This window comes from Pararoseomonas baculiformis, assembly GCF_017813395.1.
In the GTDB taxonomy this organism is placed as follows: domain Bacteria; phylum Pseudomonadota; class Alphaproteobacteria; order Acetobacterales; family Acetobacteraceae; genus Roseomonas; species Roseomonas baculiformis.
On sequence record NZ_JAGIZB010000008.1, the window covers coordinates 102971 to 119436 of the forward strand.

The window sequence follows — 16466 nt, forward strand, 5'->3', positions numbered from 1 at the left end:
CAGGCGTGATCGACATGAGGCCAGCATGGCCCTTGCCATTCGCGCCCTCATCAACCGACCCTACCAGAGACTGTTTCGGGTGGTGCGCACCGGCGCGATCACCCCGACGGACCTTTTTTTGCGGTCGCAACGCGACACGATGACGAACAGGGAGATCGCCTGATGCTGTACCGTACCCGCCGCGCCGTGGCCTATTGGCGGTTCGACCGAGCGATCGAGGGCATCTACCGCACCCCGCCGCTCGAAGTGGTGGATGCGCCCTGGACCATCGTGAGCATGGTTTCGCCCAGGCACGTGCCGATGTACCTGCTGAGCATCAAGGCGTTTTATCGCCGCGTCGGCCGCGGGAAGGTGGTGGCGATCGTGGACCGCGACACGCCCGCAAGCGTCCTGCAGACGCTGCGCGACCATGTCAGGGGGATCGAGTTCCAGATCCTGGAGGACATCGACGTCGGGCCCTGCCAGCGTGGCGGAACCTGGGAGCGGATTCTCTGGATCCTCGACCGCGCGCGCCATGAATACGTCGTGCAACTCGACTGCGACGTGCTGGCCGTCGCTCCCGACATCAACGAGGTGGTCAACTGCCTTGAGAACGGCACCGCCTTCACGATGGCGGATGGGCACCAGATCGTCTCCATGGCAGAGGCGGCCGCCTTCGCACATGAGCTGGAGGGCGACTATATTGGCGAGGTCTCCGAGCGGCTCTTCGGTCTCTATCCTGGCCATGAGCAGCTTCGCTACGTGCGAGGCTCCTCCGGCCTGGCGGGCTTTGCGCCTGGTGGATTCCCGCGGGAGGAGTTGCACCGCTTCCATGTGGAAATGGAGAAGCAGGTCGGTGCGGCGCGGTGGCGCGAATGGGGCACGGAGCAGTGCGCCTCGAACTTCGCCGTTGCGAACACGCCGGGCGCCATCGTGCTGCCCTATCCCGCCTATGCCAGCTTCCATCCCAATGGCCCGCGGGCGGAAACCAAGTGCTTCCACTTCATCGGCAGCTACCGCTTCGACGACGACTTCTTCTCCAAGCGCGGACGCGAGGAGATCGAGGCGCTGAACGCCGCCAGGGCGCCAGCTAACGCCGCGTAAGGTGCGGAACAGCCTGGTCTGATCTGGTGCTGGCTAGAAGGACGCCGGAAGGATGAGAACCGGGTGGAGTTCGCCTCGTCAGGCGTGAAGCATGGCGAGGCGGCGGATGTTGGCCAGCCAGGCGCGGCCTCCCATCGTCATCATGGGAGGCTGCGTGTATGGCGCAGCCACTTGGCGCGGCGGCGTCTGAGGGTCCGGGCGGCATAGGGGTCCGGGGGGGCTCCCGCTGCCTTAGACCACAGTCGGAGCGGGCGCCGAAGGTTGCCGGGAAGGCCTTAGCAGCAGGCTGGACAGTGCCTCAGGAACCTTGGCTTCGGCAGCCGCGTCAGCGAAGGTCGGGGCCCTTTTCGGAGGCCAAACCTCTTGTCGCCGAAAAGGCAGCATACGGCGCAATTGCCCATATTTCAGCCATAGGGCGAACACATCGCTCTGCTATCACGCGGCCGTGACCATCGTTGCTCACGGAGCCCGAGCTTTGTCGGTTGTTATCCCTTTCCGCCGCCGTCCTGCGCCTGCGCTGACGCTCGCCGACGTGGAAACGCTGGGTGCCGCGATCAGCCGCTATGCCCTGGCAGGCGTCGCAGGGTCGCTCCCCGGTCTTCCGGAGATGGATACCTGCCGGGCCGCGGCCATGCAAAGCGAGGCCATCGAGCAGACCGAGGAAGCCATTCGCGCCATCGACGCGCGACTGGGCCTTGGAACCGGAGAGACACTGGTCCGGCTCATCCGGTCCAGGCTGGCGGCGAAACTTACAGCCGATGAGGCGCGGGCAACGGAATGGGACGCAGTGGACGCTGCCGCCCGCCGCAGGTAGCGCTCGCAGCCACACGGACGAAGCCTGGCGGCCAGGGCCGCCCTCCAGCTTGTCTGAACAGGCCTGAGGAAGCTTGCCCAGACGGTATCCCGGCGCAAAACCAAGTGTGGGCAATCTTTAGGTCGGGGAAGGCATGGTGGGCGCACTAGGGCTCGAACCTAGGACCCGCTGATTAAGAGTCAGCTGCTCTACCAACTGAGCTATGCGCCCATGCCATTTGGCAACTTCGGGACCGGCGAACCAGATGCCGTCTCGGTGAGGCGGCTTCTACCCGATCCAGCGGCGGGGTCAACCCCTCTTGTCCATCATTCCCGCGCGGCAGCGAATTCCGCATCCCGGTGCACATAGGCACTGCCCAGCAGGCCGAAGCCCATCATCACCGTCAGCATGGCGGAGCCGCCATGGCTGATCAGCGGAAGCGGCACGCCACCAACTGGGATGCTCCCGGTCACCATGGCCACATTCACGAAGACATAGAGAAAGAAGTTCATCCCCAACCCCAGCGCCAGCAGACGCCCGAACTGGTGCCGGCAGCGCAGGGCGGTGAGCATGGCGAAGATGATCACCAGGGCCAGCAGCCCCAGGGTCCCCAGGGCGCCCACCAACCCGAATTCCTCGGCGATCATCGTGAAAATGAAGTCGGTCTGCTTTTCCGGAAGGAAGTTCAGATGCCCCTGGGTGCCCTGCAGGAAGCCCTTCCCCCACATCCCCCCCGATCCCAGCGCGATCTTGGATTGGATGATATTGTACCCCGCCCCCAGCGGATCGCTTTCGGGATCGAGGAAGGTAGTGATCCGTGCTCGCTGATAGTCGTGCAGCCGCTCATAGGCGATGGGCGCGCCGAAGCCCACGCCCGCCGCCCCGATCGCGAATTTCCACCACCGCACCCCGGCCGCCCAGAACATGGTCGCCCCGATCATGCCGGTGATCAGCGCGGTGCCGAGGTTGGGCTGCTTCAGGATGAGCGCGACCGGCACCAGGATGGCCAGGGCCGGTGGGATGAGGAAAAGCGGATTGCCCACCCGCTCCCAGCTGGCACGGTGGAACCAGGCCGCCAGGCCGAGGACCAGCATGATCTTCATCAACTCGGAAGGCTGGAGCTGGACGGGGCCGATATCGATCCAGCGCTGCGCGCCCTTGCCGATATTGCCATGCACCAGCACGAGCACCAGCAGCGCCACACCCAGCCCGTAGCCCAGCCAGGCGAACCGCGCGATCACCCGGATGTCCACCAGCGAGAGCGACAGCATGATCACCAGCCCGAAGCCGAAGCGCAGCGCATGCTTGCTGGCATAGGCGTCAGGGGTCCCGCCCCCGGCCGAGTACAGGGCGACATAGCCGACCGCGGCCACGCCGCAGAGCATCAGCACAAAGAGCCACGGGATCTGCCAGAGCTTTTCCAGGATCCCGAAGCTGTGCTGCCGCATGAGCAGCCGGCGCTCATAGGTGGCGGGTTCGCGAAGCATCATGGGCGTTGGTTCCCCCCGGGAGGAGGCGCGGCATCGGCCACCCGGGCAGGCGGCGCTGAGACGGGCTGTCGGAAGCGATTGATCGTATCGATCATGATGTCCCTCCCGATCGGGGCGGCCGCGCCCGAACCGCTGGTCCCATGCTCGACGATGACCATCACTGCGAATTGCGGGTTTTCATAAGGGGCAAAGCACACGAAGAGCGCATGGGGCCGCCATTCACGCGGCATGGATTCCACGCGGAAACCCCGCTCGCGCTGCTCGCGGCTCACGCGCCGGACCTGGGTCGTGCCGGTCTTGCCGGCAAGCTGCCCCAGCCCGCCCGGCAGCCGGGCGCCGCGCGCCGTGCCCCCCTCCTCATTCACCACCGCCCACATCGCCTCCCGCACCAGGCGCAGGTCGCGCTCCGGGATGCCCAGGGAGGGCCAGTCTTCGGGACGCACCCCCTTCACGGGCCGGCCGCCGACGGAGCGGGTGAGATGCGGCTGCACCGCCCGCCCCGTCGCCAGCCGTGCCGTCATGGTCGCGAGCGAGAGAGGGGTGAGCTGGTAGAAGCCCTGGCCGATCCCGTGCACCACCGTGTCACCCAGGTTCCAGGGCTTGCCCTGGGATGTCCGCCAGTCCCTCGTCGGCATCAGGCCGCGACGCGTGCCGGGCAGCTCGATTTCCAGGTCCACGCCCATGCCGAAGCGCCGGCCCATCGCCGCGATCCGATCGATCCCGATCCGCTTCGCCATCTCATAGAAGTAGACGTCGCAGGAGTATTTGATGGCGCCCCGCATATCGAGGCTGCCATGGCCGTAGCGGGAATGGCAGTGGAAGCGCGTGTCGCCCAGGTCGTAATGCCCGGGGCAGAACACCCGCTCCCCGGGGGTGCAGACCTTCGCTTCCAGCGCCGCGAGGGCCACCACCATCTTGAAGGTGGAGCCCGGCGCATAAAGCCCGTTGGTCGTCTTGTTGATCAGGGGAGTCTGGCGATTTCGGGTCCAGCTTCGCCACTGCGCCGATGAGACGCCGGAGTTGAAGATGTTGGGATCGAAGGAGGGCTGGGTGGCCATGGCCAGCACCTCACCGGTCCGGGCATCCAGCACCACGGCGCTGGTGCCTTCCTCGCAGCGGGCGCGCACGGCGCGCTGAAGCTCGGAATCCACGCTGATCTGCACGTCCTGGCCCGGCTGGCCCTCGCGCCGGTCGAGTTCGCGGATCACGCGGCCCACCGCGTTCACCTCCAGGCGGATCGATCCCGCACGGCCGCGCAGGGCCTTGTCGTGGAAGCGCTCGATCCCGGCCCGGCCAACCCGGATCCCGGGTAGCTCCAGCAACGGGTCCTCCCCGATATCGGCCTCCGCCGGCGGCGCGACATAGCCGACGACATGGGCCAGGTGCTCCTTCTCCGGGTATTCCCGGGTGGTGCCCACATCCACCGAGATGCCCGGCAGGTCCGGGGCGTTCATCTCGATACGGGCCATCTCCTCCCAGGTGAGGAATTCGCGCACGGTCACCGGGATGAAGCGGCGTCGGCGGCGCACCTCCCGCTCGATCCGGGCGCGCTCCGTCTCCGTCAGCGGCACGATCCGGTGGAAGGTGTCGAGCACCGCCGGCACGTCCCGCGCATCCTCGGCCACGATCAGGGCCCGCCAGTTCAGCTGGCTGCCGGCGATGACCTTGCCTTCCCGGTCCAGCACGCGCCCACGGGGCGGCGCCACCAGCCGGGCGGAGATGCGGTTCTCCTCCGCCAGTGTCGCGTAGCGCTCCCCCTCCTCCACCTGCAGCTTGTTCAGCCGCCAGCCCAGGAAGCCCAGCGCGCCGAGCTGTCCCGCGCCGAGCAGCAGCGCCCGGCGGGTAAAGACGCTGCGCCGCGCCTCCTCCTCCTTGCGTGCGGTGCTCATGCGCGTCCCCTCATGCCAGGGCCTCGGCCCGCTCCATCGCCCGATGCGCCCAGGACATCAGCCAGGCCAGGCCCGGATAGATCCCGATGCTGAGGCCGAGCTGCGCGATGGCAGGGGTGGTCGGCGGCACCTGCCAGCTCAGCAAGGCCTGGAGGACAAAGCCCAGCCCAACGGCCAAGCTGGCGAAGCCGCAATAGGAGAGCCATACCAGCAGGAAGGACTGCTTCGCCAGAACCCGGCGCAGCCGCAGCAGCGCCGCATGTACCAGCAGCAGGGTCAATACCCCGATGCCGAGGGGCGCGAAGCCCAGAAGATCCTGCAGCAGCCCGAGCCCGAATGCCGCGGGCGCGGGCATGGCGGCCGGCCGGAACAGGCTCCAGAAGAAGACAGCCGCCAGCGATACGGCAGGCACGAGGGAAGGCAGCCCCACCGGTGCGGCGGCAAGGATCATGGCCAGCACCGTCGTCGCGGTCGGCACGGCCGCGCGCGCCATGGCATCGAGCCGTGCCAGCAATCCGGGCGCCGAGGCAGGGCGTCCCTTCCGGGCCATCTGCCTCCCCGCCCCGGGATTCAACGCCGGGGGCGGACGGAGGGGTCCGGCCGCGTCACGGCCTCGGGCGGCAGGATGCCGGCCAGGCCGAACTCAAAGATCCGAAGCAGGTCCAGCCGGTCCAGCTGGGCAAAAAGCTCCACCTCCGGCCAGCCGGTCTCTCCCAGCCGCACCACCCCGACCGGCAGGCCCGCCGGGAAGGTGGCCGATTCCGCCGAGGTGACCACCCGGTCCCCCTCCCGCGGCTGCATGCCGGAGGGCCAGTGCTGCAGCCGGGGGCGCGCGCCATTGGTGCCCACCATCATCGCCCGCGCGCGGGAACCCTCCAGGACCACGGGGATTCGGCTGTTCATGTCGGTGACCAGCAGGATACGGGCCGACCGCGCACCCACCTCGGTCACGCGCCCGGCCAGCCCGCGCTCGTCCAGCGCCACCTGTCCCTTCTGCACCTGCAGGAATGGGCCAGTGGAGATGAGCACGGCCCGCGCATAGGTGCCGCCCGCATCCGCCACAACCCGCGCGGTGCGGAACTGGGGCGCCGGGTCGGGCACGAAGGAGAGTTGACGGCGGAGCAGCGCGTTCTCCGCCTCCAGCGCGAGCGCGGCGGCCTGCCAACGATGCAGCCGATCATTCTCCAGGCGCAGACGCGCCGCCTCCTCCTGCAGGTAGAACAAGGTCTGCGCCTCGGTCACGGCATGACGGACCGCGCCGATCGGCTCCGCGGCCACGGCGTAGAGGGGCGCGAGAAGATCGGCCAGCGCCATCCGCGTGCGCTCGACCAGCAGCGTGTCAGCCTTGCCGAGCAGCATGGTGCCGAAGCCGGCCGCGATCAGCACGGGCACGGAGAGCCGGGCCAGCGCCTGCCGGAGAGGGACGCTCAGACGAATCATGCCGATCTCCCCTCCACCATCGGTTCCATCAACAGGCGCGCTTCATCCCGTGCGGGATGATCGCCATGCAAGCCTTTGATCGTGAAGATTACTCACAGAACCCAGGCAGCACGGGACTCGGCCCGTGCTGTCTCCCCCACCGGGGATCAATACATGGAAGACAGCACGTGGCGAAGCCGCTTCATCTCTTCCAACGCACGACCCGTGCCAAGGGCAACACAGGAAAGCGCTTCCTCCGCGACGCTCACGGGAAGCCCGGTCGCCTCGCGCAGCACATTGTCCAACCCATGCAGCAGCGCACCGCCCCCGGTCAGGACGATGCCCTTGTCCACGATATCGGCCGCCAGTTCCGGCGGGGTGTTCTCGAGCGCGACCTTCACCGCTTCCACGATCTGCGAGACCGGCTCGGCCAGGCTCTCGGAGATCTGGCGCTGGGAGACATAGACCTCCCGCGGAACCCCGTTCATCAGATCCCGCCCCTTCACCTCGGTCACGCGCCCCTCATCCCCATCCTCGGGCGGGGCGGCGGAGCCGACCTCCATCTTGATCCGCTCGGCCGTGCTCTCGCCGATCAGCAGATTAAACTGGCGTCGGATGTAGGAGATGATGGCCTCGTCCATCTTGTCCCCGCCCACCCGGACGGAGCGGGCATAGACGATGCCGCCGAGGGAGATCACGGCCACCTCCGTGGTGCCGCCGCCAATATCGACGATCATGGAGCCGGAGGGCTCCGTCACGGGCAGGCCGGCGCCGATGGCGGCCGCCATCGGCTCCTCGATCAGCAGCACCTTCCGGGCACCAGCCGATTCGGCGCTTTCCTGGATGGCCCGGCGCTCCACCGCCGTGGAGCCCGAAGGAACGCAGACAATGATCATCGGGGAGGCGAAGCTCCGCCGGTTATGCACCTTGCGGATGAAGTGCTTGATCATCTCCTCCGCCACCTCGAAATCGGCGATCACGCCGTCCCGCAGGGGGCGGATGGCGGCAATGTTCCCGGGCGTACGGCCGAGCATGAGCTTGGCTTCCTCGCCGACGGCCAGCACCTGCTTGCGGCCGCGGATATCCGCGATGGCCACCACAGACGGCTCGTTCAGGACGATGCCGCGGCCCTTCACATAGACCAGGGTATTCGCCGTGCCGAGGTCGATGGCCATGTCGGCGGAGAGGAAGCCGAACAGGCGGGAGAACATGCGCGTATGACCTCGGAAAGGGCGTGGAGCGGCCGGGACGCCCGGCCAGGGAGCGATGATGACGGGTGACTAGCCGCAAGGCTCGGGCCACTCAAGCCGGAAACGCGGCCCGTTGCGCAAGATGACACGCCCGCAACCGCCTGGGATGGATTGCGTTCCCTAGGCATCGTTCAACATTGCCAGGAACAACCCCATGCGGAAGACCAGCCTCGCCATCCTCGCCGTCGCCAGCCTTGGCCTCGGCGCCTGCGGCTACAGCACCGGTGACCGGGCGGTCTCCGGTGGCCTTCTCGGCGCCGGCGCCGGCGCGGGCGTCGCGGCTATCACCGGCGGCAATGCCGGCACCGGCGCCCTGATCGGCGGCGCGGCCGGCGCGGCCGGCGGTGCGCTGACCAGCGGCCGCGATGTCAACCTCGGCCGCCCCGCCTGGCGCTGAGCCGGCGGCCGCAGGGCCCGAAACGATGAAGGGCGCCCCCGGCAAGGGGGCGCCCTTCTCTTTTGCGGCTTACCCCGCCGGGTGTCCGGGCGGCCCCGCCATCCGCGGCCGCCCGCCACGTCCTACTCGGCCGGCACAGCCATTTCCGCCGGCGCCGTGCGCTGCCGCTTCACCAGCAGCTTGTTCAGCGCATGCACATAGGCCCGGGCGGAGGCGACGATCGTATCGGTATCCGCCCCCTGCCCGTCCACCAGCTTGCCCTGCTCCTCGAAGCGGACCGTCACCCGCGCCTGGGCATCGGTACCACCCGTGACGGACTGCACGGCATAGAGCTTCAGCGCGACATCATGTGCATAGGCTGCGCGGATCGCATTGAAGGTCGCGTCCACGGCACCGTCGCCGACCGCCATGCCCTCGACCTCCTCGCCGTCGATCTCCAGCTTCAGCGTGGCCATCGGGCGGGTGTTCAAACCGGAGGTGACGGTCAGCGCCGTGAGCTTCACCCGGTCATGCTGGCGGACCACCTCGTCGTCCACCAGGGCCACCACGTCCTCGTCGTAGACCACCTTCTTGCGGTCAGCGAGGTCCTTGAAGCGGCGGAAGGCATCGTTCAGCGCGTTGTCGCCCAGCTCGTAGCCCAGCGCCTTCAGCTTGTCGCGGAAGGCCGCGCGGCCGGAATGCTTGCCCAGAACCAGGGAGTTGGTGGTCCAGCCCACGCTTTCCGGCGTCATGATCTCGTAGGTGGAGGCGTCCTTCAGCACGCCGTCCTGGTGGATGCCAGACTCATGGGCAAAGGCATTGCGGCCAACGATCGCCTTGTTCGGCTGCACGTCGAAGCCGGTGATGGTGGCCAGCAGGCGAGAGGTGCGCAGGATATTCGGCGTGTGGATGCCGGTGGCCCGCTGGATGGCGTTGCCGCGCGTGCGCAGCGCCATCGCCACCTCCTCCAGGCTGGCATTGCCCGCGCGCTCGCCGATGCCGTTGATCGTGCACTCCACCTGCCGGGCGCCGGCCTGGATGGCGGCCAGGGTGTTGGCCACGGCCAGTCCCAGATCGTCATGGTTATGGGTGGAGAAGATCACGCCATCGGCGCCCGGCACACGCTCCCGCAGCATGGTGAAGATGCGGGTCATGTCCTCTGGCAGGGCATAGCCCACCGTGTCCGGAACATTGATGGTGGTCGCGCCGGCCTTGATCGCGGCTTCCACGCAGCGGCACAGGAAGTCCGGATCCGTGCGGCTGCCATCCTCGGCGGACCATTCGACGTCATCCGTGTGCTGGCGGGCCAGCGCCACGCTGCGCACCACGGCGGCCAGAACATCCTCGTTCGACATGCGCAGCTTCACGCGCATGTGCAGCTCCGAGGTGGAGATGAAGGTGTGGATGCGGCCGCGCGCCGCGGGCTTGATCGCCTCGGCGGCGCGGATGATGTCGGCATCGGCGGAGCGGGACAGGCCGCAGACCACCGGCCCGTCCTTGGCGAAGCGCTGGGAGATGGAGAGCACGCTTTCGAAATCGCCGGAGCTGGCGATGGGGAAGCCGGCCTCCAGCACATCCGCGCCCAGCTCCGCCAGGCTTTCCGCCATGCGCAGCTTCTCCTCCAGGTTCATGGAGAAGCCGGGCGACTGCTCGCCGTCCCGCAGCGTGGTGTCGAAGATGATGACGCGGTCGTCGGCGATCTTGCCGAAGCTGGGATGGTTCATGGCCATGGGAGCCGTCCTTCGTTGCCCGTTGCGGGGCTTGCCGTTTGCCGATGATCACAGGCGGGCGCGATGCCCGGGGAACCCCCTGAGCGATGCCGGCTGGTCAGCCGCGCGTCACGCCCAGGGGCGGCGAAGTCGAAGGAGAAGCGGAAGGAGAGCGATCGCCGGGCGCGCAAGGCCCACGGCCAGCGGGCCGGGCCTGGAAGGCGCGAAACGGGCGGGGTTCGCCTGCATGGCCGGGAAGCTACGTCCTGGATCGGATCGAGGCAAGCATGGAATGGTCTCGCGGGACCCCTCTCCGGGGCCCCGCGAACCGGGTCAGTTCTTCGTCTGGTCGACGAGCTGGTTCTTCTTGATCCAGGGCATCATGCCGCGGAGGCGCTCGCCCACCTGCTCGATCGGGTGCTCGGCCAGCTTCCGGCGGGTTGCCTTGAAGCTCGCCTGGTTCACCTTGTTCTCCAGCATCCAGTCGCGGGCGAACTTGCCGGTCTGGATGTCCTCCAGCACCTTCTTCATCTCCGCCTTCGTCTCGGGGGTGATGATGCGCGGCCCGGTGACATACTCGCCATACTCGGCGGTGTTGGAGATCGAGTAGTTCATGTTGGCGATGCCGCCCTCATAGATGAGGTCGACGATCAGCTTCACCTCGTGCAGGCACTCGAAATAGGCCATTTCCGGCGCGTAGCCGGCCTCGACCAGCGTCTCGAAGCCCGCCTTGATCAGCTCCACCAGGCCGCCGCAGAGCACGGCCTGCTCGCCGAACAGGTCGGTCTCGCACTCTTCCTTGAAGGTCGTCTCGATCACGCCCGAACGGCCGCCGCCGATGGCGGAAGCATAGGACAGCGCGATCTCCAGCGCGTTGCCCGAGGGGTTCTGGTGAACGGCCACGAGGCAGGGCACGCCGCCGCCCTTCTGGTACTCGCCGCGCACCGTGTGGCCGGGGCCCTTCGGCGCGATCATGAACACGTCGATGTCGGAACGCGGGTCGAGCAGGTTGAAATGCACGTTCAGGCCATGCGCGAAGGCAAGGGCCGCGCCCTCCTTCATGTTGGCGTGCAGGTGCTCGCGGTACAGGTCACCCTGGCCCTCGTCGGGCGTCAGCACCATCACCACATCGGCCCACTTAGCCGCGTCGGCGGGGGACATCACCTTGAAGCCGGCGGCCTCGGCCTTCTTCGCGGAGGCGCCGGGACGGAGGCCGATCACGACATCCTTCACGCCGGAATCGCGCATGTTCATGGCATGGGCATGGCCCTGGCTGCCGAAGCCGATGACCGCGACCTTCTTGGCCTTGATCAGGTTCACGTCCGCGTCGCGGTCATAGTAAACGCGCATCTGCACTCCCCCTTGGGTCGAAAACGCTGGTATCGGTCCGGGGCCGGGCGCTTCGCCGTCCGGCCCGGCTCTCAGGCGGCCAGGCTGCGCGGGCCGCGCGCGATGGCGACGGCACCCGTGCGGGACACCTCCGCCAGGCCGAGCGGCCGCATCAGCGCCACGAAGGCGTCGATCTTCTCGGCCGTGCCGGTCATCTCGAAGGTCGCGCTCTCATGGCTGGCATCCACCACGCGGGCGCGGAAGGCATCGCCCAGGCGCAGCGCCTCCATGCGGGCCTCGCCGCGGCCGACGACCTTGATCAGAGCCAGCTCCCGCGTCAGATGCGGCCCCTCCATGGAGAGGTCCGAAACCTTGTGAACCGGCACCAGCCGGTCGAGCTGCGCCTTGATCTGCTCGATGATCATGTCCGTCCCGGTGGTGACGACGGTGATGCGCGACAGGCGCCGCTCCTCGTCCACCGGGGCCACGGTCAGGCTCTCGATATTGTAGCCCCGGCCGGAGAAGAGGCCGATCACGCGCGCGAGCACGCCCGCCTCATTCTCCACCAGCACGGCGATCGTCGCCGTGCGCTGCATCAGGTCGGACATGCTCAGACCAGCACCTTGCCTTCATCGGTCACGCCCGCGACGCCGCCCGCCTGGCCCGGCCCGAGGATCATCTCATTATGCGCCGCGCCCGAGGGGATCATCGGGAAGACATTCTCCTTCTGGTCCACCGCGATATCGGCGATCACCGGCCCGGGATGCGCGATCATCTCGCGGATCACCTCGTCCAGATGGCTTGCATCCGTCGCGCGCAGGCCGCGGGCGTGGAAGCTCTCGGCCAGCTTCACGAAATCGGGCAGCGCGGCGGAATAGCTCTCGGAATAGCGGGAGCCATGCAGCAGCTCCTGCCACTGGCGCACCATGCCCATGTATTCGTTGTTCAGGATGAAGACCTTCACGGGCAGGCGGTACTGCGCCAGCGTGCCCATCTCCTGGATATTCATCAGGATCGAGGCCTCGCCGGCGATATCGATCACCAGCGCATCTGGATGGGCGATCTGCACGCCGGCGGCGGCAGGCAGGCCATAGCCCATGGTGCCCAGCCCGCCCGAGGTCATCCAGCGGTTCGGCTTCTCGAAGCCGAAATACTGGGCGGCCCACATCTGGTGCTGGCCCACCTCGGTGCTGATGAAGGTATCGCGGCCGCTCTCACGGGTCAGCTCGTACAGGCGCTTCACGGCATGCTGCGGCTTGATGATGCTGCCGCTCTGCTCGTAGCGAAGGCAGTCCCGCGTCCGCCAGCTGTCGATCTCGCGCCACCAGCCGGCCAGCGCCTCGCGGTCCTGCTCGGCGCCATCGGCCTGCCAGGCCTCGATCAGGGCGCGCAGCACCTCGGCGGCGTCCCCGACGACGGGAACATCGACCTTGACGTTCTTGTTGATGTTGGACGGGTCGATATCGGCATGGATCTTCTTCGATCCCGGGGAGAAGGCATTCAGCCGCCCGGTCACGCGATCATCGAAACGCGCGCCGATGTTGAACATCACGTCGCAGCCATGCATGGCGAGGTTCGCCTCGACCGTGCCGTGCATCCCAAGCATGCCGATGAAGCGGGGATCGCTCGCAGGGAACACGCCGAGCCCCATGAGGGTGTTCGTGCAGGGCATGTTCGCCATGCGCACGAACTTCGCCAGAAGCTCGCTCGCCTCGGGGCCCGCATTGATCACGCCGCCGCCCGCATAGACCACGGGCCGCTTGGCGCCCTTCAGCAACGCGACGGCCTGGCGGATGGACTCCGCATCCGGGCGGGTCTGGGGCCGGTAGGAGCGGTGCTCCTCCTTCGGCGCCTCCTCATACCCGCCCTTCGCCAGGAGAATGTCCTTGGGCAGGTCGATCACCACCGGGCCCGGACGGCCGGACCGGGCCACGTAGAAGGCGTCATGCACCGTACGAGCGAGGTCGCCGATCTTCTTGACGAGGTAGTTGTGCTTGGTCGCGGGGCGCGTGATGCCGGTCGTGTCCGCCTCCTGGAAGGCGTCGTTGCCGATCAGATGGGTCGGCACCTGCCCGGTAAGGCAGACGATGGGGATGCTGTCGAGCAGCGCGTCCACCAGCCCCGTCACCGCATTGGTGGCGCCGGGACCTGATGTTACCAGCACGCAGCCCACCTTGCCGGTCGAGCGGGCATAGCCTTCCGCGGCATGCACGGCGGCCTGCTCGTGCCGCACCAGGATGTGGCGGATGGCGTTCTGTTGGAACAGCGCATCGTAGATCGGAAGTACCGCGCCGCCCGGATAGCCGAAGATTACCTCTACGCCTTGATCCTTCAGCGCACGAAGGACGATCTCGGCGCCCGTCAGGGTGCTCTGATCAGTCTGGGCAGGAAGGGTCGCGGACATGCGGCTTTTCCTCGGAGAGGGTTGCGCGGGCCGGTGGTCTACGGGTCTGCTCTGCCGGGGTCAATGCATGTTTTTCAGAAATGATAAGATTTCCCCGTTTTGACTTTCCGAAAATTGCGCGAGACCACCGATTCGCGCATTGATGATATGCGTGGCGCTCGGGTCAGCGAGCGGCTGGTTCCGGAACCACGTGGCCTGGCGCTTCGTGTACTGGCCGATGGCCAGGCAGGCGCGCCGCCCTGCCTCGGTCAGCGCCATGCGGCCATCCAGCACCGCCGAAAGCTCCGGCACCCCATGGGCGCGCATGGCCGGCAGCGAGGGATCCAGCTCCTGGGCGCGGAGGGCGCGCACCTCCTCCATCGCGCCGGCGTCCAGCATGGCCTGCCAGCGCGCGCCGATCGCGGCCCGCAAGGCATCCCGCGGCGGATCGATCAGGATCGCCCGGAAGGCATAGGGCGCCGGGCCGGTTGCCGGCGCCACCGCCTGCCATTCGGCCAGTCCGCGCCCCGTGCCGCGCCACACCTCCCAGGCGCGCGCCAGGCGCTGGCTGTCCCCGGGGCGCAGCTTGGCGGCGCTGCGGGGATCCGCGGCCTGCAGCCGGGCATGCAGGGCGACGGGTCCTTCCTCCGCTAGCAAGCGCCGCGCCTCCTCCCGCACCTCCCGGGGTATGGGCGGCATCTCGGAAAGGCCCCGGGTCAGGCTGCTGAAATAAAGCCCGGTCCCGCCGCACAGGATCGGCAGCCGGCCGGCCGCACGGGCACGCCCCATGGCCTGCAGCGCGGCGTCCCGCCACCAGGCGACGGATGCGGCCTGGGCCGCCGGATGCACGCCATAGAGGTCATGCGGCACCATGGCCTCCTCTTCCGGAGAAGGCCTGGCCGTCAGGACGCGGAGCTCGCGATAGACCTGCATGGAATCGGCATTGATCACCACCCCGCCCAGGTGCTGTGCGAGATTGAGGGCAAGGGCGGATTTGCCGGAAGCGGTCGGTCCGGCAATCAGGAGGGCAGGCGGTTGCTCCATTTCGGGTCCAGGGGCATGAACCGCGCCCATGTCGCATGTCCTCACCCTTATCGCACCCCCAGGCCAGATCTCGCCGGGCATGATCACCCGCATCCGCGATGCCCTCGCGGCGCTCGGGGCCGACCCGAGCGCGCCGGACTGGCTGGCCGAGGGCGAGGCCGTGGACCTGCCCTTCTCGGGGCTGGATCCTGATCAGGCCGCCGCCGCCGCCCGCGCCGCCCTGCAGGCCGCGCCGGTGGATACCATCGCCCAGCCTGTTGAGGGACGCCGCAAGCGCCTTCTGATCGCGGACATGGACAGCACCATCGTCACCAGCGAGACGCTGGACGAGCTGGCTGCCTATGCGGGGCTGAAGGAGCGTGTGGCCGAGATCACCCGCCGCAGCATGAATGGCGAGCTCGACTTCTCCGCCGCGCTGCGGGAACGCGTTGCCATGCTCAAGGGCCTCGCGCTGGATGCGCTGGAGGCGACCTGGAGGGAAACCCACCTCATGCCGGGTGCCCGCGCCCTGGTTCGGACCATGTCGGCCAATGGCGCCCATTGCGCCCTTGCCTCAGGCGGATTCACCTTCTTCACCGGGCGGGTCGCGGAACTCTGCGGTTTCCAGAGCCACCATTCCAACACGCTGATCGATGACGGAAAGGTCCTGTCCGGCACCGTGGCCGAGCCGATCTTCGACCGGGACGCGAAGCTGGCCACCCTCACCCGCCTCGCCGCCGAGAAGGGACTTTCGATGTCCGCGACGATTGCGGTGGGCGATGGCGCGAATGACCTTGCCATGATCGGCGCGGCCGGGCTGGGCGTGGCGTACCGGGCCAAGCCCGTGGTCGCCAGCGCGGCCCGCGCCAGGGTGGACCATGCCGATCTCCGCGCCCTGCTCTATGCCCAGGGCTACCGCGCCACCGAGATCCTGGCGGACTGAACCCCGAATCCAGCCCCCTCGCTCACGGGGCAGGCGCCGGGACCAGACCGAAGGCTTCCCGCAGCCCGAGGCGCCCGGCGGGGGTGATGCTGAGCGCGCGCGAACCCTCCAGCCGCCGGATCCATCCCAGTTCGAGGCAGCGCCGGCACAGCGCCGCGCCCAGCGCCCCCGCCAGATGCGGGTGGCGCTCGCTCCAGTCCAGGCACGGGCGGCAGAAGGGGCGGCTCCTCGTGGCCGGCACGGCGACGCCCAGCCTCGCCAGGAAGCGTCCGCCCTCCTCCGTCAGCACCCCGCCATCGGGGGAGAGGTCCAGATGGCCCCGCTGCACCATCGCGTCGGCCATGCCCACCGCCACGCGCCCGGCCAGGTGGTCGTAACAGGTGCGGGCCTCACGCAGGGCCGAGTCCCGCGGCCCCGTGCGTGGCTGCGGCCGGGGCCGGGTGGCCGAAAGGGCCATCAATCCTTCCAGCACCCGCGCCACATCCGGCGATGCCAGCCGGTGATACCGATGCCGCCCCTGCTTTTCCACCGCCAGCAGCCCGGCATCGAGCAACCGCGCCAGATGCCCGCTGGCCGTCGTCGGCGCCACGCCGGCCACGCCCGCCAACTCTCCCGCCGTCAGGGCCCGTCCGTCCATCAGCGCCGCCAGCATGTTCAGCCGGGCGGGGTCGCCCAGGGCGGCAGCGGTCTCGGCAAGGGCGGCGGTGCTGACCATAATGCATCCGCATAGCCCGGCCCGGGCAGCCCATGCTACGGCACGCACCGCAGCATCGCCCGGG

General features: G+C 68.3%; 16 protein-coding genes and 1 tRNA gene. 5 read left to right on the forward strand and 12 right to left on the reverse strand.

Features of this window, described 5'->3' with window-relative positions:
• The first annotated feature begins 25 nt into the window (after nt 1-25).
• From J8J14_RS10210 to J8J14_RS10220, 3 genes are all read left to right on the forward strand, one after another.
• Nucleotides 26-163 (forward strand): hypothetical protein, encoded by a 138-nt coding sequence (locus J8J14_RS10210; protein ID WP_209379396.1) that lies wholly within the window; start codon nt 26-28, stop codon nt 161-163.
• Nucleotides 163-1083 carry a hypothetical protein gene (locus tag J8J14_RS10215; RefSeq protein WP_209379397.1) on the forward strand — a complete coding sequence of 307 codons (921 nt, stop codon included), beginning with the start codon at nt 163-165 and terminating at the stop codon, nt 1081-1083. The genes J8J14_RS10210 and J8J14_RS10215 overlap by 1 nt, the downstream gene beginning before the upstream one ends.
• Nucleotides 1084-1528: 445 nt before the next feature.
• On the forward strand, nt 1529-1897 hold the full coding sequence (locus J8J14_RS10220; protein ID WP_209379398.1) for a hypothetical protein: 369 nt from the start codon (nt 1529-1531) through the stop codon (nt 1895-1897).
• Between the two features lie 134 nt (nt 1898-2031).
• Here the strand turns inward: J8J14_RS10220 and J8J14_RS10225 are convergent.
• From J8J14_RS10225 to J8J14_RS10250, 6 genes are all read right to left on the reverse strand, one after another.
• Nucleotides 2032-2107 (reverse strand) — tRNA-Lys (locus tag J8J14_RS10225).
• A gap of 95 nt (nt 2108-2202) precedes the next feature.
• Nucleotides 2203-3366 carry a rod shape-determining protein RodA gene (rodA, locus tag J8J14_RS10230; RefSeq protein ID WP_209379399.1) on the reverse strand — a complete coding sequence of 388 codons (1164 nt, stop codon included), beginning with the start codon at nt 3364-3366 and terminating at the stop codon, nt 2203-2205.
• On the reverse strand, nt 3363-5255 hold the full coding sequence (mrdA, locus tag J8J14_RS10235; RefSeq protein WP_209379400.1) for a penicillin-binding protein 2: 1893 nt from the start codon (nt 5253-5255) through the stop codon (nt 3363-3365). Before mrdA ends, rodA begins: the two co-directional genes overlap by 4 nt.
• A gap of 10 nt (nt 5256-5265) precedes the next feature.
• Nucleotides 5266-5805 carry a rod shape-determining protein MreD gene (gene mreD, locus J8J14_RS10240; protein ID WP_209379401.1) on the reverse strand — a complete coding sequence of 180 codons (540 nt, stop codon included), beginning with the start codon at nt 5803-5805 and terminating at the stop codon, nt 5266-5268.
• Between the two features lie 20 nt (nt 5806-5825).
• On the reverse strand, nt 5826-6695 hold the full coding sequence (gene mreC, locus J8J14_RS10245; RefSeq protein ID WP_209379402.1) for a rod shape-determining protein MreC: 870 nt from the start codon (nt 6693-6695) through the stop codon (nt 5826-5828).
• A 146-nt stretch (nt 6696-6841) separates the two neighbouring features.
• Complete coding sequence (locus J8J14_RS10250) at nt 6842-7885, reverse strand: rod shape-determining protein (protein ID WP_209379403.1); 1044 nt, start codon at nt 7883-7885, stop codon at nt 6842-6844.
• 193 nt (nt 7886-8078) lie between these two features.
• Between J8J14_RS10250 and J8J14_RS10255 the strand changes: the two genes are divergently transcribed.
• Nucleotides 8079-8321, forward strand: coding sequence for a hypothetical protein (locus tag J8J14_RS10255; RefSeq protein WP_209379404.1), 243 nt, complete (start codon nt 8079-8081; stop codon nt 8319-8321).
• 122 nt (nt 8322-8443) lie between these two features.
• Here the strand turns inward: J8J14_RS10255 and J8J14_RS10260 are convergent, their stop codons facing one another.
• From J8J14_RS10260 to miaA, 5 genes are all read right to left on the reverse strand, one after another.
• Complete coding sequence (locus tag J8J14_RS10260; protein WP_209379405.1) at nt 8444-10030, reverse strand: 2-isopropylmalate synthase; 1587 nt, start codon at nt 10028-10030, stop codon at nt 8444-8446.
• A gap of 312 nt (nt 10031-10342) precedes the next feature.
• Complete coding sequence (gene ilvC, locus J8J14_RS10265) at nt 10343-11359, reverse strand: ketol-acid reductoisomerase (RefSeq protein WP_209379406.1); 1017 nt, start codon at nt 11357-11359, stop codon at nt 10343-10345.
• Between the two features lie 71 nt (nt 11360-11430).
• Entirely contained in the window at nt 11431-11946 is a 516-nt protein-coding gene (gene ilvN, locus J8J14_RS10270) for an acetolactate synthase small subunit (protein ID WP_209379407.1), read from the reverse strand.
• A 2-nt stretch (nt 11947-11948) separates the two neighbouring features.
• Nucleotides 11949-13742: an acetolactate synthase 3 large subunit gene (locus J8J14_RS10275; RefSeq protein ID WP_209379408.1), complete on the reverse strand. Its 1794-nt coding sequence runs from the start codon at nt 13740-13742 to the stop codon at nt 11949-11951.
• A gap of 60 nt (nt 13743-13802) precedes the next feature.
• Complete coding sequence (gene miaA / locus J8J14_RS10280) at nt 13803-14765, reverse strand: tRNA (adenosine(37)-N6)-dimethylallyltransferase MiaA (RefSeq protein WP_209379409.1); 963 nt, start codon at nt 14763-14765, stop codon at nt 13803-13805.
• Nucleotides 14766-14793: 28 nt separating this feature from the next.
• Between miaA and serB the strand changes: the two genes are divergently transcribed.
• Entirely contained in the window at nt 14794-15687 is an 894-nt protein-coding gene (serB, locus tag J8J14_RS10285) for a phosphoserine phosphatase SerB (protein WP_209379410.1), read from the forward strand.
• Nucleotides 15688-15709: 22 nt separating this feature from the next.
• Here serB and J8J14_RS10290 read toward each other — a convergent pair whose 3' ends face one another.
• On the reverse strand, nt 15710-16402 hold the full coding sequence (locus J8J14_RS10290) for an ArsR/SmtB family transcription factor (RefSeq protein WP_209379411.1): 693 nt from the start codon (nt 16400-16402) through the stop codon (nt 15710-15712).
• Nucleotides 16403-16466 lie beyond the last annotated feature (64 nt).